The sequence below is a fragment of the Rhizobium aouanii genome (assembly GCF_037002925.1).
GTDB classification, from domain to species: domain Bacteria; phylum Pseudomonadota; class Alphaproteobacteria; order Rhizobiales; family Rhizobiaceae; genus Rhizobium; species Rhizobium aouanii.
Genome location: NZ_JBAMYD010000010.1, coordinates 39,989 through 57,938, shown reverse-complemented (window position 1 = coordinate 57,938; position 17,950 = coordinate 39,989). Strand labels below are relative to the sequence as shown.

Here is a 17,950-nt window from a genome sequence, read left to right as displayed (position 1 = left end):
TCTCAGCCAGTTGCCGCGTTCAGCTTGCGCAGCTCGGCCAGCCTTTCGACCGCCGTCGGCGGGAGCGGCAGATGCGGATTTTGCGCGACGGTTTCGAGCAGAAGCTCGTCGCTTGCCCGCTCCGATACCTCGATCAGATGGGCGAAAAAGGCGTCCGGATCCATTCCGGGCGTGATCGGCGGCAGGATCCTCACCTTGAAATGGCCGGGATAACGACGAATGCTGCGCCGCGGCCAGAAGAGGCCGGGATGCATGGCGACCGGCACGACGGGGAGGTTAAGATCGCGGTACATGCGGGCGATGCCGTATTTATAGAGCGGCTCTGCGCCTGGCGGGCGGCGGGTGCCCTCGGGATAGATGATGAGCTGGCGGCCGGTCGAAAGCTCTTCCCTCGTGCGTTTCAGCACTTCCACCATCACCTTGCCGCGGGCGCCGCGATCGACCGGGATCATGCGCTGTTTCTTCGCATACCAGCCGAAGAGCGGAATCCACATCAGTTCGCGCTTCAGGATGTAAACCGGATCCTTCAGCCAGGGCAGCAGTGCGTAGGTATCCCAGAAGGACTGGTGCTTCGGCGCCAGGATGTAACTGCCGTCAGGCAGGTTCTCCAGGCCCTCGATCTCGAAGGTGGTGCCGACGATTACCCGCATCAGCCAGTGGTTGGAGCGCGCCCAGTTCTTCGGGATCGCATAGGCGATCTTGCGCGGCGCCAGAAAATAGTAGGGCGAGAGCACGATCATCCGGATGATGAGGTTGGCGTAGAAGATCGTGTTGAAGAGAACGGAACGCAGGGCGATCATGAAACTTTCCCGAGGCATGCTCACGCGACCGGCCTACACGATATTGCCCGCCATAAAAAGCGTTTGATGCTGCCCTGATGTAAAAGCTCAGTCTGTGGCGGATACGCCTGCCGAGCGCAGCCCGGTGTGGCGGCCGAAGCCGGTGATGTTGCGGGCGCCGGTCAGAAGCACTTTCACATATTCGGCCAGCATGACGCGCATCGCATTCGGGTCGGTGAACCAGTTGCGGCTCTTCAAATCCGAGTTGACCACGGGATAAGCGATGAACTCGATGTCGGGATCGACATAGGAGAGCTCGGCGAGGCTTCGCGGCATGTGGTAGTTGTTGGTGACGATCAGTACGCTGCGGTATCCCTTGGCGTGGATCCAGTTCGAAGCTTCCTCGGCATTGCCGATCGTATCGATCGCATCGTAGCCGATATCGACACAGCAGGAGAAGAGATCGGCAGAACCCTGCGTCATCTTGCGGATCTGTGCCGGTGTCGTCGTCGGGTGCGCGCCGGAAATGAGCAAGCGCTTGCCGGCACCCTTCTGCAGCAGCTCCACGGCCTGGTCGATGCGCTGGTAACCACCCGTCAGCACCACGATGGCATCCGCCTTCGGTTCGGCCGGGGGCTTCAGCGTCGTCACGGAATCGGCGAAACGCAGAAACCCCCCGAACACCAGGGCGATGGCCAGCAAGCAGGCAAAGCCGCCCCAGCGTAGTAGGCGGCGGATCGGGCCGCGCCGCGGCAGCAAAGCTGTCGGGCGATCAAGCTCCGGGTCCTGATGAATCGGGTTGGGTGTCGTGTGTCCCATCGTCATGAATCGTGATTATACGCTGATTGCGGCGCGGAACAGACGCTTTCATGGCAAAACGGCACGGTCACGATCAACTTCCGATGCCGTCGGTGCGTGTCGGGTCCGAGCGTAGAGTATCGATTTCGTAGATCGTCCGCATGACGGTCAGCCGCGCGGTGAAGGTGGTCAGAAGCGCGATGACGATCATCGTTGCGAAGATGCCGGCATAACCGAGCACGCCGACGGAGAAGGTGCCGAAGAGCGCGGTCGCCTGGTCCGTTTCGGGGGTGGCGAGGGTACGGCTTTGCCAGAAACCGGCGGTTGCGAAGAAGAGAGCGGCAAGCGCGCTGCCGATCGCCGAGCCTTTGAGGCTGATCTTCAGGAAATGTTTCTGGAATTCGGTGGCGACGAAGGAGCTTTCGGCGCCGACGAAATGCAGCACTTCGACGACGTGACGATTGCCCGACAGCGCGCCGCGCGTGGCGAAGACGACGGTGAGCACCATCGCCGTGAAAACCAGGAGCAGGATGCCGGTGCCGATCATGACAGTCGTGTGCGCCATGGACACCAGCCGGTCGACCCAGGTGCGGTGATCGTCAAGGGTGGCCTGCGGGATACTGTCCTTCAGCAGCGCCCGCATCGAACCGAAATCCGGCGGATTGCTCTCGTCGATGGTGATGATGACGAGACGGGGAACGGGCAGATCCTTGAGATCGAGACCGGGGCCGAGCCAGGGTTCGAGCAGGCGAGCGGTCGCCGCCTCGTCGACGATCTGGCCGCTCTTGGTGCCGACGAAGGTCAGCGCCAGGTCGCGCGCCTGGGTCAGCGCCTTTTCCATGTCGAGATTATCGTCCGGCTTGATCTGAATGGTGATCTCGCGGGAGATCTGGCTCTCCCAGCTGGCCGCCGTCGAGCGCACCATGCTGACGCCGCCGAGCGTCAGGCAGGCGAGAAAGGCCATGATCGATATCACCACCATCAAGGCGCTGCCCTGGATGTTGGACGGCGGCAGGATGGGCGCGGTCGGGCGCACGCGCAATTCCGGCCGCTTCTGCTGGGTCTTGGCAGACGCCTTCTCGGGGTTTCTGGACGGGGGCTCAGTCATAAATATCGAGATGCCCCTCTGAGAGGATCATGCGGCGGGCTTCCACCTGCTCCATCAGCGCCAGGTCATGCGTGGCGATCACGACCGCCGTGCCGAGGCGGTTCAGCTCGAGAAAAAGGTTGAGCAGGCGCTTGGCCATCGGCGGGTCGACATTGCCGGTCGGCTCGTCTGCCAGCAGCACTTCCGGCCGATCCATCAGCGCCCGGGCGATTGCGGCGCGTTGCTTCTCGCCGCCGGAGAGTACGGGCGGCAGCACGTTGATGCGTTCGCCGAGGCCGACCCATTTCAAAAGCTCCAGGACGTCGGTCTTGTAGGAGCTCTCATCCTTGCCACGCACCCGTAAGGGCAAAGCGACATTCTCATAGGTCGTGAGATGGTCGAGGAGGCGGAAATCCTGGAAGACGATGCCGACGCGGCGGCGCAGCAGCGGCAGTTCGGGGCGGGGGATTTCGGAAATGTCGCGCCCGAACATGCGGATCAACCCGCGCGTCGGCTGCAGCGACATGAAAAGCATCCGCAGCAGCGACGTCTTGCCGGCCCCCGATGGACCCGTCAGGAACTGAAAGGATTTCTTCGGAATGTCGAAGGTCAGGTCCCGGAGGATTTCCGGGCCCATGCCATAGCGCAAACCGACATTCTCGAAGTGGATCAACGGGCAGCTCAGTCTGTTGTGGGTTTCACCGCACGACTTGTTAACCAACACCGTTAACAGCCGGTAAATTTTGCTGGAAAGACGCCCGTTTGATGGCGATCTTTGCGAAGCATTAACCATTAAAATTTACGACTGAGCAGGATTCGTTTCAATGCCAAGATTTCCCCTGGCAGCGAAACCATGTGGACATCTGCGAGGCGCCACCATGGAAGCATCCTCCTTCAGTCGCCGGACGCCGGGCCAGGGCTATGATTTCCTGCCGCCGGAACCCGCCAACCGTCGGTACTGCTCGGCGCGTCCTGCCGATATCTCCGACGCCGAATTCGTCACCCTCGGCAAAGTTCGGCCCAGGGAATTCAATGCAAGGACCTATAACGACAACCGCAAGCGCATGGCTGCCGCAAACGCCGCACAGCCGCCGCTCATCCTGGCAATGGCTGCTTCTGTTCTGCAGACCGTGGAATCCTGGCTGCAGCGTGCGTCGATGCGGAGCTTCGCAGCGCTGGTGCTGGCGCTCGTCGTGCTCGTCTTCGGGCTTGCGGGTGGTTTTTCCGGCCTCTCCGGCGAGCGAGCCACTTCCGGCGCATCGCTGCACTTCACCCATGTCACGGTGACGCCGCGTGATGCGAACGGCATGCGCGTGCTCGTCATCAACGGCATCATCGAAAACGAGAGCGGCACGACGCAGACGGTGCACCCGATCCGTGCCGATCTCGTGACCGACGAACGGTTGACCGCAAGCATCGTCATCAACCCGCCAGCCGATGTGATCTATGGCGGCCAGAGCCGGGGCTTCTCGGCGCGCGTCCAGCATGCCGGCGGAAAAACGCCGGAGGTCCGGCTTTCCTTCCTGCCGCAGACGTAACAGGACATGGATTGCCGATTTTCGCGTCGCAGGTCGCGCCAATCGCGTTAATTTCATAGCCGGCGAGGCTGTTTCGGGCTCGCATATGTGCTAACGGCTTACCCTTCTTTTCATGGAGCAAGCCCTTATGCCTGTCGTGCGCGGAAAAAACATCGAGCCGCTCTTCACCGCCGAGCAGATCGCCGAGCGCAATCATTCGATGGCGCGGGAGATCGCCAATGGCCCGACCAAGGACCTGCTGGTCATCGCCGTGCTCAAGGGCTCCTTCATCTTTGCCGCCGACCTGATCCGCGCCCTGCATGATAGCGGGCTTGCCCCGGAGGTCGAGTTCATCACTCTGTCGAGTTACGGCATCGGCACGGTTTCTCAGGGCGTGCGCATCGTCAAGGATATCGACAGCGACGTGCATGGCCGTGACGTCCTGCTGATCGACGATATCCTCGAATCCGGCCGGACGCTGCTCTTTGCCAAGGAGCTGCTCTTCGAACGTGGCGCGCGCAACGTCACGATCGCCGTGCTGCTCGACAAGCGCATCAAGCGCAAGGAAAAGCTGGAGGCCGACTATGTCGGCTTCGAATGCCCCGACTATTTTGTCGTCGGCTACGGCATGGATGTCGCCTATGCCTTTCGCGAACTGCCCTTCGTCGGCGTGGTGACCGGGGACGCCTGAGCTACTGCATAATTCCTTAAATCGGAATCGATTTAAGGAGAAAATTATGCAGCAATAAAAGTGTTACAGCGTCCTTTGCGCGTCTTAAAGACGCGCGGCGCTGTAATGCCTTCAAGACGAGTTGTTAACCATCTCGTCCATCGCTTCACCATCTTTACCGATCGAAAAGGAAAGTCTGGTGATTTCCGTCGCGGGGCTGACGACGGAGCGATGCACATATGGCAAGAATTCTGATTACGGAAGACGAGGACTCCCTGCGGTCCTTCGTGGCCCGGGCCCTGCGGCTTGACGGCCACGAGACCGATGAGGCGGCCGACGGGGCCGAGGGCCTAGAGAAGCTCAAGGACGGGGTCTACGATCTGCTGCTTTCAGATATCCGCATGCCCGTGATGGACGGCATTGAGCTCGCCCATCAGGCAAAAGACGCTTTTCCGGGTCTGAAGATCCTGCTGATGACCGGTTATGCCGAACAGCGCGAACGGGCCGACGATCTTGCCGAAAAGATCATCGATGTCGTCGCCAAGCCATTTGCGCTTCCCGATATCCGCAAGGCGGTCGCCCGGGCGCTCGTCGCTTAGAGCATGATGCCGAAACGTGTGAGCGGTCGTCGGACGAGATAGTGCTCACCTTCCTCGATTGATATCCGGATTTAGATTTTAGGCCGATCCGGCCTAAAATCATTCTGTTAGAGCGACTGCGATCCATTGTGCGGTGGCGTAGGACCTACTGGATGTCCAACAGCCGCTCGAGATAGCGCCGTTCCATTTCCTGCGGCGGATTGTTGCCGAGTTTTTCGCGGATCGCGTCAAGGATTTCTCGCGCCCGCTGAACGTCGATTTCGTCAGGCACCTTCACGTTGTCGCCGAACTCAGGTCCCTGGGTCCGGCGTGGCCGGCCGAGCGGGTCGCGGCCGTTCTGGTCGCCCTGGCCAACCTGGCCGTTCGGACCTTGACCTTGCTGGCCCTGCTGCGCCTGCATCATCTGGTTCATCATGTCGCGGGCGCCCTGGCGAAGTGCTTCGAGCGCGCGGCCCTGGCCCTCGACGGCCGGCTGGCCGCGGCCCTGGCCGAGTTCACGGCCGGCGCCTTCCATCTCGCGCTGCGCCTGGCCGAAGCCCGGGCCGGGCTTCATGCCCATCTCGCCGAGGCTCTTCTGCAATTCGCCGAGCTGCTTGCCGAGCGCATCCTGCTGGGCGCGCAGCTGTTTCAGCGCCTCGCGCAGCTGCTCAGCCGTCATCTGGTCGGAGGGCTGCTGGCCTTCCTTGCCTTGCTGGCCCTGCTGTTGGTCCTGCGGCTCGCCGTTCTCTCCAGGGTTCATCTCGTCGAGCAGCGGATCGTTTTCGCCCATGTCAGTTTCACCGCGCTGCATGCGGTCCCTGAGCTGCTGGTCGAGCCGGAAGGTCTGTTCCATCAGCTTCTGCTGGTCGCGCAGGATTTCGCCGAGCTTGTCGATCTGTTTGCGGGCTTCGCTGTTTTCCTGGCCTTGCTGACCGCGCTGCGGGCGGCCCGCCTGCAGGTTGTTCATCATCCGCTGCAATTCCGAGAGCATCTGCTGGGCCGCGTCACGATTGCCGGAGCGGGCGAGATTCTCGATCTGGTCCATCATCCGTTCCAGATCCTGCTGGCGCAGGATGTTCTGCGCATTCTGGTTCGGCTGCATCGGCGCGTTCTGCATGCGCTCTGCAAGCTCGGTCATATAGTCCTGCATCGCCTTGCGCAGCTCATCCATCAGCTTCTTGATCTCCGCGTCGGGAGCGTTGCGGTCCAACGCGTCGGCAAGCTTCTGCTGAGCTTCGCGCAGCTTGCGCTCGGCCAGCGAGAGATCGCCGTCCTCCATGCCGAGGGCAATCTCCCAGAGATATTGGGCGGTATCCTTCAGCGCATCCTCACCCTTTGCGAGCTTCATGCGTGCCAAGGCGGATTCGAGCAGCAGGTAGTTGGTGAGCTTGGGGATCGTCTCCTCGGGACGGATGGTCAGTGCCTCGTTCAGCGCGATTGCCTGCGGCATCTTGCGCGTATCGAGCGCGAAGACCTGCCGTTCCTCGGCGACGGCCGCGGCAAGCGGCTCGTTGAAAGGCCGCGACGGCAGCACCATCTCATGCGGCGGGCTGCGGCCGGTCTGGCCTGCGGCATCCTTGGCGACGAGGGTGATGCGCACGCGCTTGCCGGCAAGCGGATGTTCGGTCAGGTTCCGGCTGGTCACGCCCTTGGCGTCACGGGCGTTGCGGCGGGGGATATCCAGCCGGTACTCCGGCAGCGGATAGAGCGGCGTTGCCGTCGGGTCTGTTTCGACGGGAACGATCTCCGCATGCGCCTCTTGGACGCCGTAATCGTCCTTGACGGTGAAACCGATTTCGAGTGCTCCGTTGACACTGGGCTTCGGTAGGCCGTCGAAAGCAATCTCCGGCGCCTTGTCGGGGAGCACTTCGAAGCTCCAGCGGCGGCCATTGACCTCGAGTGCACCGTTCTCCTGGAGCTTCATCATATGCGTCTGCGCGACGAGAGCCTGGCTGACCGGTGCCGCCGTCGGCTGCCCGCTGCCGGATGCCGCCGTCTGCTGCGGCTTGGTATCGGCCTGCACGGCGATATCCTGCGCCTCGCCGTTCGCCTTGCGGAACACTACCTTTTCGGCCGTCTTTCCGCCGCTGACGCGGACAGTGAGGCCTGAAAACTGCGGAATGCCAATCGGCGCCTGCTCGCTGCCGTCAGCCGTCAGGTAAACCGGGGCGCGGCCGGTATAGGAAGGCGGCGTCACCCAGGCGTCGATGCGCACCGCCGGATCGCTGACCACCTGCTCGGGTGCAGCCTGCAATGCGTCGCGGATCGAGCCGCCGTTGATCGACAGCGAATAACCGAAGGCAGTGACAAGCAGCAGCGCCGGGACGGCGCGCAGCGCGAAACGGTCATGCGCGGCTATATCAGGCCGCGGCAGTCCGGCATCGAGCGCTGCGATCTTTTCGGCCATGCGCGTCTGGTGCTCGCGCCAGAGCGCCCGACCGAAGGGCGTATCGAAGGCCGGCTCGTCTTCCTGGACGGTGACCGGCTGGTGCGGCAGGCCGTTGCGCTCTTCCAGCATGCGGTCGGCTTCAGCGATCCTCGGCCAGCGCAGGGTGCGGAAGGGGAGGAGCGAGACGAGAAAAGCGGCAGCAAAGGCGATGAGCAGCACAATGCGCAGCCAGTCCGGCACACTGCGGAAGAGGCCGAACCAGGAAGCGCAGAGATAAAAGGCGATGACGGATAGTACCGGCATCAAAGGCGGCAGCAACTGCTCAAAAAAGAGCACGATGCGCGCCAGCAGGCGTTTCGTCGTCACCAGCCGCGCAAGCGAGGGACGGAACGCAAATGCACCTTTCTTCTGCCGAGAGGGGCTTGTCATCGGTCCGGTCTCCGCGATCTGGCGTTCTGGAACAGAGGGCGCTTCCGGCGATTGCAGGGCAATACGCTCATGAACGAAAGGATAACACTCTTTGTGGCGAAGGCGAGGGCGAGCGGCCGATAATACCGGCTTTTCACGTTTGTTCGCCAAAAAGTGATGGCTTGTTCAGTCGAGCCAGACCGGAACGGAGTCGAGGCTGATCAGTTCGGCATAGGTTCTGCGCGGGCGAATCGTATGAAAATCGCTGCCCCTGACCAGAACTTCCGGCACCAGCAGGCGGCCGTTATAAGTGCCGGCCTGGACTGCGCCGTAGGCGCCGGCAGTGCTGACGGCCATCAGGTCGCCGGGCTTCGGCATCGCCATCTCGCGGTCGAGCGCCAGATAGTCGCCGGTCTCGCAGACCGGGCCGACGACATCGGCGCGGATGCGGGGGGCGTTGGCCGCCGAAATCGTCACCGGACGGATCTCGTGATAGGCCTCATAGAGCGTCGGGCGGATGAGATCGTTCATGGCGGCGTCGACGATGACGAAGGTCTTTTCGCCGCCATCCTTCACATAGAGGACTTCGGTCACCAGGATGCCGGCATTGCCGACGATCAGGCGGCCGGGCTCGGTGATGATCTTGCAGTCCAGGCCGCGCAGCTGGTTCTTGACGATTGCCGCATAGGCATCCGGCAGCGGCGGCGGATTGTTGTCGTCCTTGTAGGGGATGCCGAGGCCGCCGCCGATATCGACGTGATGGATGGTGTGGCCGTCGGCGCGGAGCGTCGCGACAAGGTCGTGCAGCAGTTTGAACGCGTCGTCGAAGGGCTGCAGCTCGGTGATCTGGCTGCCGATATGCATGTCGATGCCGGTGACCTCGATGCCGGGCAGCTTGGCGGCATGGGCATAGATGGCGCGGGCGCGCTCCCAGGAGATGCCGAACTTGTTTTCCTTCTTGCCCGTCGAGATCTTGGCATGCGTCTTCGCATCGACATCCGGGTTGATACGGAAGGAGACCGGCGCTTTCTTGCCCGCGCTGACGGCGCGCTGGTTGAGGATCTCGAGCTCGGGCTCGGATTCGACGTTGAAGCAGTAGATGCCGGCTTCAAGGGCGAAATCCATCTCGGATGGCGTCTTGCCGACACCTGAGAACATGATGCGGTCTGGCGGAATGCCGGCGGCAAGCGCGCGGCGCAGCTCGCCTTCGGAGACGACGTCGATGCCGGCGCCGAGGCGGCCCAGCGTCTTCAGCACCGCCTGGTTCGAATTCGCCTTCATCGCATAGCAGACCATTGAGTCCATGTCGGCGAAGGCTTCCGAAAAGACGCGGTAGTGGCGCTCCAGCGTTGCAGTGGAATAGACGTAGAACGGCGTGCCGACCGCCCTGGCGATCTCGGGAACGGGAACGTTCTCGGCATGAAGGACGCCGTCACGGTGCTCGAAATGGTTCACGGGCTTGTGCCTTAAAGAAGGGGATCGAGAAGGAAGGGCTTGTCGACGGTTCCCGGCTGTTTCGTCGGCTTGGAAACGTCGCCTCCCTTGGTTGCCGCAGCGCTCGGCGGATCGAGGTCGCCCTTGCGCCCGCATCCGGCAACGGCAAGGCCGATGACGGCGAGAACCGCCGTCAGGCGGACGAGGTGCGGCAAGCTCTTCATGGATATCCTCTTCTGCGGCATGTGATGGCACCGTTCATATCGAATGATTGATATCTTCATAGCGAAGTTTATTCGCCTTGTGCACCCTGATTGTTGGGCGGTCTTTGCGCGCCTGCAGGAAGGGCGCGGCGGCTTTTCGCCACGCCTGGTATCTCTAATTGCGGGCGCGCCAGAAGGCGATCTGCCTGCGCACTTCGGACGGCGCCGTGCCGCCGAAGCTCTTGCGGCTGGCGACCGAGGCCTCAACCGTCAGCACATCATAGACCTTGTCGGTGATGTCGGCATGGATCGCCTGCAGATCGGAGAGCGGTAGCTCGGCAAGGTCGCAGCCCTTGCTTTCGGCGAGTGCTACGGCGCGGCCGGTGACGTGATGGGCGTCGCGGAAAGGGAGGCCCGCTTCGCGTACCAGCCAGTCGGCAAGATCGGTCGCCGTCGAATAGCCGGAGCCGGCCGCCGCCTTCATGCGCGCGGTGTTGACCGTCATGTCGCGCACCATGCCGGTCATGGCGGCGATTGCCAGTTCCAGGCTCTCGGCAGCGTCGAAGACCTGTTCCTTGTCTTCCTGCATGTCCTTGGAATAGGCGAGCGGCAGGCCCTTCATGATCGTCAGCAGCGCCACCAGCGAGCCGTTGATGCGGCCGGTCTTGGCGCGCACCAGTTCGGCGGCATCCGGGTTCTTCTTCTGCGGCATGATCGACGAGCCGGTCGAGAAAGCGTCGGAGAGGCGCACGAAACCGAATTGCGGAGTCGACCAGATGACGATCTCTTCTGCCAGACGCGACAGGTGCATGCCCGCAATCGCCGCGATCGACAGGAACTCGATGGCGAAATCGCGGTCGGAGACCGTATCGATGGAGTTGCGGGTCGGCTCGCGGAAACCGAGTGCCCTGGCCGTCATGTGGCGGTCGATCGGATAGCCGGTGCCGGCAAGTGCGGCGGCACCGATCGGGCTTTCATCCAGATGCTCGATGGCGTGACGGACGCGGGAGCGATCGCGGCCGAACATTTCGACATAGGCCATGCAGTGATGACCGAAGGTAACGGGCTGGGCGGTCTGCAGGTGAGTGAAGCCCGGCATGACGCTTTCGGCATGTTCTTCGGCGCGGTCGAGGAAAGCCGCGATCAGGCCGGTCAGCATCTGCTCGGTCTTCTGCAGCTCTTCCTTCACCCAGAGACGGAAGTCGAGCGCCACCTGATCGTTGCGCGAGCGGGCGGTGTGCAGGCGGCCGGCCGCTGGGCCGATCAGCGTCGCCAGGCGTGCTTCGACATTCATATGGATGTCTTCGAGTTGACGAGAGAATTCGAAATTGCCGCTTTCGATTTCTGACAGGATCGTGTTTAGCCCGTGAACGATCTTGTCCTTATCGTCAGCGGAAATGATCCCCTGATGGGCGAGCATCGTCGCATGGGCGATGGAACCGCGGATATCCTGCGCGAATAGCTTCTTGTCGAAACCGATCGAGGCATTTATCTCCTCCATGATCGCGTCCGGGCCGGAGGCGAAGCGGCCGCCCCACATCTGGTTGGAAGATTTGGTGTCCGTGGTGTCGTCGGCCATGAAGGTGCCCGCCTTGAAATGCATGTCCTGGAGAATGAAATGACGACAAGAAAACCCCTCGGGCTGCCATCCCTGAAATGGATCGCGATGGCCGCCGTTGCGGGTGTCGTTGCCGGTGCGGCAGCGGTATACGTGAAGGAGACGGGGATTGGCAATGGCGGCGACGAAACGGTATCAGTCGAATGCAAGCTCGCCAAAGACCGCATCGCCGGCATTACGCCGCTGATGAAGGGCCAGGTGGCAGCCATGGTCGCCGCCAATGAACCGCGCAAGCTGACCGCCGTTTCTTTCAACGGGCCGGACGGCAAGCCGCTGACGCTCGATCATTTCGCCGGCAAGACCGTGCTTCTCAATCTCTGGGCGACATGGTGCGTTCCCTGCCGCGAGGAAATGCCGGCGCTGAATGCGCTCGAGAAGGAGATGGGCAGCGACCGGTTCCAGGTCGTGCCGGTCAATATCGATACCGGCGACGATGAGAAGCCGAGGACCTTCCTCGCCGACACCGGCGTCGATGCGCTGCAGCTCTATCGCGACAATACGATTTCGGTATTCAACAGCCTGAAGAAGGAAGGCCTCGCTTTCGGGCTGCCGGTGACGCTGCTTATCGATGACAAGGGGTGCCTGATTTCGGCGATGAACGGGCCGGCTGCCTGGGACAGCGAGGATGCCAAGGCGCTGATCAAGGGCGCGATCGGGTCGTAGCGCCGCGGGCGCTGAAGAGGATGCCTCGAGCTGTAGCGCTTAACGCGTCGGGACCGGCACTTCGCCGCGGTAGTCATAGAAGCCGCGGCCGGATTTGCGTCCGAGCCAGCCGGCCTCGACATATTTCACCAGCAGCGGGCAAGGACGATATTTCGAGTCCGCCAGGCCGTCATGCAGCACCTGCATGATCGAGAGGCAGGTGTCGAGGCCGATGAAATCGGCAAGCTGCAGCGGTCCCATCGGATGGTTGGCGCCGAGCTTCATAGCCGTATCGATGGCGTCGACCGTGCCGACGCCTTCATAGAGCGTGTAGATCGCTTCGTTGATCATCGGCAGCAGGATGCGGTTGACGATGAAGGCCGGGAAATCCTCGGCGACGGTGATGGTCTTTTCCAGCGTGCCGACGAATTCCTTGGCGGCGGAAAAGGTCTTCTCGTCGGTCGCGATGCCGCGCACCAGTTCGACCAGCTTCATGACAGGCACCGGGTTCATGAAATGTATGCCCATGAAGCGTTCGGGGCGGTCGGTGGCGGCAGCAAGCCGGGTGATGGAAAGGGAAGAGGTGTTGGTGGCAAGCAGCGCTTCCGGCTTCAGGACCGGACAGACCTGGGTATAGATCTTGCGCTTGACCGTTTCATCCTCGGTGGCGGCCTCGATGACGAGATCGGAGGGGGCGAGGTCATTGACATCGGACGAGCCTGATATGAGCGACAAGGTCGACTTGCGTTCCTCTTCGGTCATCTTGCCGTTCGTCACCAGGCGGGCCAGGTTGCCGTTGATGGTGGCAAGGCCGGATTCGATGCGGTCCTGCGAGAGATCGTAGATGTGAACCCTATAACCTGCGGCGGCCGAAACATGCGCGATGCCGCAACCCATCTGGCCGGCACCGATAATACCAATATTCTTCAACACCGCATTCATCTCCAAACCCCCGCACGGCATTCGCCCCCGCGCCGCCGCATTTTTCTAGCAATACTGCCGGACGAAGGATCGCCCGGCAGCAGTAGTAGCCCGATAAAAGATAATTTTCCAGTCATTCGCACGTGCGAAAGAGAAGCATTTGACGCGGTCAGAGCGCCTTTTGAAATTCCGGCAGGGCGTCGAAGAGATCGGCGACGAGGCCATAGTCGGCGACCTGGAAGATCGGCGCCTCTTCGTCCTTGTTGATGGCAACGATCACCTTCGAATCCTTCATGCCGGCCAGATGCTGGATGGCGCCTGAAATGCCGCAGGCAATGTAGAGCTGCGGCGCCACCACCTTGCCGGTCTGGCCGACCTGCCAGTCGTTCGGCGCATAGCCGGCATCGACGGCGGCTCTGGATGCACCGACGGCAGCCCCGAGCTTGTCGGCAAGCGGCAGGATGACTTCTCTGAATTTTTCCGCAGAGCCGAGCGCCCGGCCGCCGGAGATGATGATCTTCGCCGACGTCAGCTCCGGCCGATCGGAGGCCGACAGCGCATCGCCGACGAAGGTCGAAAGCCCCGGATCGGAAACCGCCGGGATCGCCTCGATCGTGGCCGAACCGCCTTCCGGTGCGGAGGCGAAGGAGGCGGTGCGCACGGTGATCACCTTCTTGGCATCGCTCGCCTGCACCGTCTGAATGGCATTGCCGGCATAGATCGGCCGCTTGAAGGTGTCGGACGAGATCACCTCGATGATCTCCGAGACCTGGGCGACATCGAGGAGGGCGGCCACCCGCGGCAGCACATTCTTGCCGACCGAGGTGGCAGCCGAGATGATCGTGTCGTAGCTGCCGGAGAGCGAGACGATCAGGTCGGCCAGCGGTTCTGCCAGATTGTTGGCGAGCTCATCGCTTTCGGCCAGCAGCACCTTGGAGACGCCGGCAAGTTTTGCCGCTTGTTCGGCAGCCGGCTTTGCGCCTTTACCGGCGACGAGGATGTGAATATCGCCGCCGATCTTGGCTGCCGCCGTCAGCGCCTTGGCGGTCTGATCGGACAGGCTTGCATTGTCGTGGTCAGCCAGAAGAAGAATGGTCATGATGATGGCTCCTGTTCCAAGCTGATTACAGCACGCCGGCTTCGTTTTTGAGCTTGTCGATCAGTTCGGCGACCGACTTGACCTTGACGCCGGCCTTGCGGCCCGACGGCTCCTCGGTCTTCAACACTTTGAGGCGCGGTGTGGTGTCGACACCGAGGTCGCTCGGCGTCTTCTTGTCGAGCGGCTTCTTCTTCGCCTTCATGATATTAGGCAGCGAGGCATAACGCGGTTCGTTCAAGCGCAGATCGGTGGTCACGACCGCCGGCAGCTTGATCTCGATCGTCTGCAGGCCGCCATCGACTTCACGGGTGACGGTTGCTTTTCCATCGCCGACCTCGATCTTCGAGGCGAAGGTCGCTTGCGGCATGCCCATCAGCGCCGCCAGCATCTGGCCGGTCTGGTTGCTGTCGTCATCGATCGCCTGCTTGCCTGATATGATCAGCCCCGGCTGTTCGGCATCGGCCACAGCCTTGAGGATCTTGGCGACGGTGAGCGGCTCGATTTGATCGTCGGTCTCGACCAGGATCGCCCGGTCGGCGCCCATGGCAAGGGCGGTCCTCAGCGTCTCCTCGGCCTTGGCAGGACCGATCGAAACGACGACCACTTCCTCGCACTTGCCGGCTTCCTTCAGCCGCAGCGCCTCTTCCACCGAGATCTCGTCGAACGGGTTCATCGACATCTTCACATTGGCAAGCTCGACACCCGTGCCGTCCGGCTTCACCCGGATCTTCACGTTGTAGTCGACAACCCGTTTGACTGGGACGAGTATCTTCATGTGGTCCTTCCTTCAGGAGAAACTGGCTTCGGAGACTTTTTTAGAAAATGCGCGTTCGGACGCTGCTCCGATTGTCGAATGGCGACATGGATACGCGTTTTTCCTCCAAATTCAACGCTTCCATGACGCCGGCAGGCGATTTGCTTCCGGCAATATATGGACGTTTACGTTCACGTCAATATTGTCGTCAGCGGCGACCCCAGGGAAATCGCTGCGTCGTCCGTCCGTCCGTGCCGGCTGCGATGGCCTGGCCGGCGCCCGGGTCGTTTCTCACGGCGCGGGGCGTGACGATCTCGCGGTCGAAGAGCGGCACACCACGCCGGCGCAGCACCAGGATCAGCAAAGCCCCAGCAAGGATGCCGCCGACATGCGCGCCCCAGGAAACGTCGCCGTCAGGCGCGATTGCCAGCATGAAGAACTGCTGCCCGATCCACAAAAGCAACGGCACGAAGGCCGGCAGGGGCAACGGCACACGGAAAAACACCAGCACCCAGACCCGGACGCGCGGATGCAGCATGACATAGGCGGCAACGACGCCGGAGACCGCCCCCGATGCGCCGACCAGCGGCGCTTCCGAGGTCATGGTCAGCAGGCCGTGGCAGAGCGCGCCGGCGGCCGCGCAAACGAGATAGAAAATCAGGAAGCGCAGATGCCCCATCGCATCCTCGACATTATCGCCGAAGACCCAGAGGAAGATCATGTTGCCGGCGAGATGCCAGAAGCCGGTATGGACGAAGGCATAGGTGAGATAAGTCAGCGGCTCCGGCACGATTTCCAGCCCTTGCGCCAGTACCGCGTGGCCGAAGGCGATTGCCGGGATGTAGCCGAGCCCGACGGTCGTCGCTTGGGCTGCCTGTTCGCTCTCCAGGCTGATCAAAAGCCAGACCGCGATATTCAGCGCCATCAGTGCGAGCGTCACCCACTGAACCTTGATATGTTTCAGCGTATTGGCATCGTGAAGTGGTATGAACATAAAGGCCCCTCGGCGATCGTGATCGCGACAAGCCTATCTGTTTTTTCCCGGAACCCAAAGCACATCCGCATGGCCCCGGTCGTTTGCATGACGTGCGGCGACGAACAGGAAATCGGAGAGCCGATTGACATATTTCATCGCCGGCTCGCTGACGATTTCGCCGTCGATGCGAGCAAGCGCCACCATCAAACGCTCGGCGCGCCGCGCAATCGTGCGGGCAAGATGCAGATGGGCGGCGGCCGGACTGCCGCCTGGCAGGATGAAGGACTTCAGCGGCTCCAGACCGGCGTTCAACTGGTCGATATCACGCTCGACGCGACCGACCTGCGTCTCGGCGATCCGCAGCGGCTCGTAGGCCGGCGGCTCACCAGTGTCAGGGGTGGCGAGATCGGCGCCGAGATCGAAGAGGTCGTTCTGGATAGACATCAGCATGGCGTCGAGTTCAGGCAAGCCGGCCGTGTGCAGCCGCGCCAGGCCGATCGCGGAATTGGCCTCGTCGATCGTACCGTAGGCCTCGACGCGCAGATCGTCTTTGAGCCGGCGCGGGCCGGACACCAGCCCGGTCGTGCCGTCATCGCCTGTTTTCGTGTAGATCTTGTTGAGTTTTACCATACGGCACCGCCAGTCGATGGAAGGGCGACCACGTCACTCCACCCTCCCGCACTAAATCTGTTCAGCCTGAGGCCGATATTGTTGGTTTCGTTGGCGGATGATGTGTCTGACACCGGCGTCTGTGCCGTGAATGGCACCTTCCGCCTGCCCCGCCCTCCGTCATGCTCGGGCTTGACCCGAGCATCCACACTACGTCCATCAGCCGCTACGGGCATGGATCCTCGGGTCAAGCCCGAGGATGACAGAGGGCGGGGTTGGCCTTCTCGCCAAACTCGTCCCGGCACACTGGCACACACGGCGCCGGGGTGCTTCCTCAAGCCAGCACCCACCTCTCCCCCGTCATTCCTGTCCGTGCCCGTCATCAAAAATGCCCGCTCCATTGGTCACCTCAGGTCGGGCGGCCGCCGCCGGTCAGCCACAACGTCACCATGATCAGGATGACGGCGATTGCCTGCAACAGCACACGAAGCTGCATCAGCTTGTTGGAACGGTTGGGATCGCCGCCCTTCATCATGTTGAAGAGACCGCGGATCAGGACGAGGGCGACGACGCCCATGACGATGATCGCGAGGATATAGGTGACCGTAGACATGGCGTTCAGCTTTCTCAGTCAGTCCGTCCAGCGCATCAGGCGGTAGAAGAGGTCTGCCGGAAGCAGCCGCTTCAGGAACATGCCCTGCTTAGCCGGAGTCGTTACGGGATAATGTGGCCTCGGATTTTTCGAGTTCAATGCGTGTTTCAACACGGAATAGACCGCTTCCGGGCCGAGTTTATGGCGGTTGACCGGCCCCGATCCGTCGAGTCTCGCCAGTTGCCTGATATAATCGGCCGCGTGCGGCGAATTTTCGAGGTCGATATGTTCCTTGATCTTTGCCAGCGCATTGGCAGTAAAACGTGTGGCGATCGGACCCGGCTCGATCAGGCTCACATGAATGCCGCTGCCCTGCAGCTCCATTCGCAGGGTGATGCTGAGGCCTTCGAGTGCGAATTTGGACGCGGTGTAGGCGCCGCGATAGCGATAGGGGACGACGCCGAGGATCGACGAGCATTGCACGATCCGCCCTTGGCCACGTTTGCGCATCGGCGGAATGACCTGCCGTGTCAATTCATGCCAGCCGAAGAAATTCGCCTCGAACTGCGCGCGCAGCATTGCTGTCGATAGATCCTCGACGGCGCCCGGCTGGCCATAGGCGCCGTTATTGAAGAGCGCGTCGATGCGACCGCCGCTGCGTTCCAGAACCGTGCCGACCAGGTCGGAAATCGTCTCGGTCCTGGCATAGTCCATCAGGAAGGCTTCGATGCCTTCCGCTTCAAGCCCCGAAAGATCGTCCGGCTTCCGCACCGTCGCGAAGACACGCCAGCCATCGGCTTTCAGCGCCCGCGCGCAATGAGCGCCGATACCGGACGAACATCCGGTCACGACGATAGTGCGCTCTCCCGCCATGGA

At 62.0% G+C, this 17,950-nt stretch carries 18 protein-coding genes and 1 pseudogene; 4 read left to right on the top strand and 15 right to left on the bottom strand.

All coding sequences use genetic code 11. The annotated features are described in order from the left end of the window. Positions 1 to 2: 2 nt before the first annotated feature. The 4 genes from V8P77_RS18390 to ftsE form a co-directional block, all read right to left on the bottom strand. Positions 3 to 800 carry a lysophospholipid acyltransferase family protein gene (locus V8P77_RS18390; protein ID WP_335913704.1) on the bottom strand — a complete coding sequence of 266 codons (798 nt, stop codon included), beginning with the start codon at positions 798 to 800 and terminating at the stop codon, positions 3 to 5. Positions 801 to 887: 87 nt separating this feature from the next. Beyond that, positions 888 to 1,598: a YdcF family protein gene (locus V8P77_RS18385; protein WP_151343494.1), complete on the bottom strand. Its 711-nt coding sequence runs from the start codon at positions 1,596 to 1,598 to the stop codon at positions 888 to 890. Positions 1,599 to 1,671: 73 nt separating this feature from the next. After that, a complete protein-coding gene (locus tag V8P77_RS18380; protein ID WP_072640415.1) occupies positions 1,672 to 2,685 on the bottom strand; it encodes a cell division protein FtsX in 1,014 nt (337 codons plus the stop codon). Beyond that, positions 2,678 to 3,337, bottom strand: a complete 660-nt coding sequence (ftsE, locus tag V8P77_RS18375; RefSeq protein ID WP_003543317.1) for a cell division ATP-binding protein FtsE — start codon at positions 3,335 to 3,337, stop codon at positions 2,678 to 2,680. The genes V8P77_RS18380 and ftsE overlap by 8 nt, the downstream gene beginning before the upstream one ends. A 182-nt stretch (positions 3,338 to 3,519) precedes the next feature. Here ftsE and V8P77_RS18370 point away from each other — a divergent pair. The 3 genes and pseudogenes from V8P77_RS18370 (at position 3,520) to V8P77_RS18360 (ending at position 5,450) form a co-directional block, all read left to right on the top strand. Beyond that, positions 3,520 to 4,202: pseudogene (locus tag V8P77_RS18370) on the top strand (hypothetical protein). A gap of 127 nt (positions 4,203 to 4,329) precedes the next feature. Further along, positions 4,330 to 4,872, top strand: a complete 543-nt coding sequence (gene hpt, locus V8P77_RS18365; RefSeq protein ID WP_335913703.1) for a hypoxanthine phosphoribosyltransferase — start codon at positions 4,330 to 4,332, stop codon at positions 4,870 to 4,872. Positions 4,873 to 5,090: 218 nt separating this feature from the next. Continuing rightward, on the top strand, positions 5,091 to 5,450 hold the full coding sequence (locus tag V8P77_RS18360; protein ID WP_003543311.1) for a response regulator: 360 nt from the start codon (positions 5,091 to 5,093) through the stop codon (positions 5,448 to 5,450). Between the two features lie 145 nt (positions 5,451 to 5,595). On the opposite strand, the gene V8P77_RS18355 is transcribed toward V8P77_RS18360, so the two are convergent. The 4 genes from V8P77_RS18355 to argH form a co-directional block, all read right to left on the bottom strand. After that, the gene (locus V8P77_RS18355; protein WP_335913702.1) at positions 5,596 to 8,247 is read right to left on the bottom strand and encodes a TIGR02302 family protein; all 2,652 of its coding nucleotides are present in this window, start codon (positions 8,245 to 8,247) and stop codon (positions 5,596 to 5,598) included. A 165-nt stretch (positions 8,248 to 8,412) separates the two neighbouring features. Beyond that, complete coding sequence (gene lysA, locus V8P77_RS18350) at positions 8,413 to 9,681, bottom strand: diaminopimelate decarboxylase (protein ID WP_335913701.1); 1,269 nt, start codon at positions 9,679 to 9,681, stop codon at positions 8,413 to 8,415. Between the two features lie 11 nt (positions 9,682 to 9,692). Further along, positions 9,693 to 9,905 carry an LPS translocon maturation chaperone LptM gene (gene lptM, locus V8P77_RS18345; protein ID WP_027666792.1) on the bottom strand — a complete coding sequence of 71 codons (213 nt, stop codon included), beginning with the start codon at positions 9,903 to 9,905 and terminating at the stop codon, positions 9,693 to 9,695. A gap of 133 nt (positions 9,906 to 10,038) precedes the next feature. After that, on the bottom strand, positions 10,039 to 11,442 hold the full coding sequence (gene argH, locus V8P77_RS18340) for an argininosuccinate lyase (RefSeq protein ID WP_335913700.1): 1,404 nt from the start codon (positions 11,440 to 11,442) through the stop codon (positions 10,039 to 10,041). 39 nt (positions 11,443 to 11,481) lie between these two features. On the opposite strand from argH, the gene tlpA reads away from it, so the two are divergent. Beyond that, on the top strand, positions 11,482 to 12,144 hold the full coding sequence (gene tlpA / locus V8P77_RS18335) for a thiol:disulfide interchange protein TlpA (protein ID WP_335913699.1): 663 nt from the start codon (positions 11,482 to 11,484) through the stop codon (positions 12,142 to 12,144). Between the two features lie 39 nt (positions 12,145 to 12,183). Here tlpA and V8P77_RS18330 read toward each other — a convergent pair whose 3' ends face one another. The 7 genes from V8P77_RS18330 to V8P77_RS18300 form a co-directional block, all read right to left on the bottom strand. Then, the gene (locus V8P77_RS18330) at positions 12,184 to 13,065 is read right to left on the bottom strand and encodes a 3-hydroxybutyryl-CoA dehydrogenase (RefSeq protein ID WP_017966357.1); all 882 of its coding nucleotides are present in this window, start codon (positions 13,063 to 13,065) and stop codon (positions 12,184 to 12,186) included. A 148-nt stretch (positions 13,066 to 13,213) separates the two neighbouring features. Further along, positions 13,214 to 14,143, bottom strand: coding sequence for an electron transfer flavoprotein subunit alpha/FixB family protein (locus V8P77_RS18325; protein ID WP_335913698.1), 930 nt, complete (start codon positions 14,141 to 14,143; stop codon positions 13,214 to 13,216). A 25-nt stretch (positions 14,144 to 14,168) separates the two neighbouring features. Then, on the bottom strand, positions 14,169 to 14,918 hold the full coding sequence (locus tag V8P77_RS18320) for an electron transfer flavoprotein subunit beta/FixA family protein (RefSeq protein ID WP_335913697.1): 750 nt from the start codon (positions 14,916 to 14,918) through the stop codon (positions 14,169 to 14,171). Positions 14,919 to 15,105: 187 nt separating this feature from the next. Further along, positions 15,106 to 15,891: a rhomboid family intramembrane serine protease gene (locus V8P77_RS18315; protein WP_335913696.1), complete on the bottom strand. Its 786-nt coding sequence runs from the start codon at positions 15,889 to 15,891 to the stop codon at positions 15,106 to 15,108. 33 nt (positions 15,892 to 15,924) lie between these two features. Then, positions 15,925 to 16,503 carry a cob(I)yrinic acid a,c-diamide adenosyltransferase gene (locus V8P77_RS18310; protein WP_335913695.1) on the bottom strand — a complete coding sequence of 193 codons (579 nt, stop codon included), beginning with the start codon at positions 16,501 to 16,503 and terminating at the stop codon, positions 15,925 to 15,927. A 388-nt stretch (positions 16,504 to 16,891) separates the two neighbouring features. After that, positions 16,892 to 17,095, bottom strand: a complete 204-nt coding sequence (locus V8P77_RS18305; protein ID WP_012759165.1) for a twin transmembrane helix small protein — start codon at positions 17,093 to 17,095, stop codon at positions 16,892 to 16,894. Positions 17,096 to 17,113: 18 nt separating this feature from the next. After that, positions 17,114 to 17,947: an SDR family oxidoreductase gene (locus V8P77_RS18300; protein WP_335913694.1), complete on the bottom strand. Its 834-nt coding sequence runs from the start codon at positions 17,945 to 17,947 to the stop codon at positions 17,114 to 17,116. Positions 17,948 to 17,950: the final 3 nt, after the last annotated feature.

Coding starts and splice junctions, on each gene's coding strand:
- V8P77_RS18390 (WP_335913704.1), bottom strand. CDS start 800: ATGATCGCCCTGCGTTCCGTTCTCTTCAACACGATCTTCTACGCCAAC.
- V8P77_RS18385 (WP_151343494.1), bottom strand. CDS start 1,598: ATGGGACACACGACACCCAACCCGATTCATCAGGACCCGGAGCTTGAT.
- V8P77_RS18380 (WP_072640415.1), bottom strand. CDS start 2,685: ATGACTGAGCCCCCGTCCAGAAACCCCGAGAAGGCGTCTGCCAAGACC.
- hpt (WP_335913703.1), top strand. CDS start 4,330: ATGCCTGTCGTGCGCGGAAAAAACATCGAGCCGCTCTTCACCGCCGAG.
- V8P77_RS18360 (WP_003543311.1), top strand. CDS start 5,091: ATGGCAAGAATTCTGATTACGGAAGACGAGGACTCCCTGCGGTCCTTC.
- V8P77_RS18355 (WP_335913702.1), bottom strand. CDS start 8,247: ATGACAAGCCCCTCTCGGCAGAAGAAAGGTGCATTTGCGTTCCGTCCC.
- lptM (WP_027666792.1), bottom strand. CDS start 9,905: ATGCCGCAGAAGAGGATATCCATGAAGAGCTTGCCGCACCTCGTCCGC.
- argH (WP_335913700.1), bottom strand. CDS start 11,442: ATGGCCGACGACACCACGGACACCAAATCTTCCAACCAGATGTGGGGC.
- tlpA (WP_335913699.1), top strand. CDS start 11,482: ATGACGACAAGAAAACCCCTCGGGCTGCCATCCCTGAAATGGATCGCG.
- V8P77_RS18330 (WP_017966357.1), bottom strand. CDS start 13,065: ATGAATGCGGTGTTGAAGAATATTGGTATTATCGGTGCCGGCCAGATG.
- V8P77_RS18325 (WP_335913698.1), bottom strand. CDS start 14,143: ATGACCATTCTTCTTCTGGCTGACCACGACAATGCAAGCCTGTCCGAT.
- V8P77_RS18320 (WP_335913697.1), bottom strand. CDS start 14,918: ATGAAGATACTCGTCCCAGTCAAACGGGTTGTCGACTACAACGTGAAG.
- V8P77_RS18315 (WP_335913696.1), bottom strand. CDS start 15,891: ATGTTCATACCACTTCACGATGCCAATACGCTGAAACATATCAAGGTT.
- V8P77_RS18310 (WP_335913695.1), bottom strand. CDS start 16,503: ATGGTAAAACTCAACAAGATCTACACGAAAACAGGCGATGACGGCACG.
- V8P77_RS18305 (WP_012759165.1), bottom strand. CDS start 17,095: ATGTCTACGGTCACCTATATCCTCGCGATCATCGTCATGGGCGTCGTC.
- V8P77_RS18300 (WP_335913694.1), bottom strand. CDS start 17,947: ATGGCGGGAGAGCGCACTATCGTCGTGACCGGATGTTCGTCCGGTATC.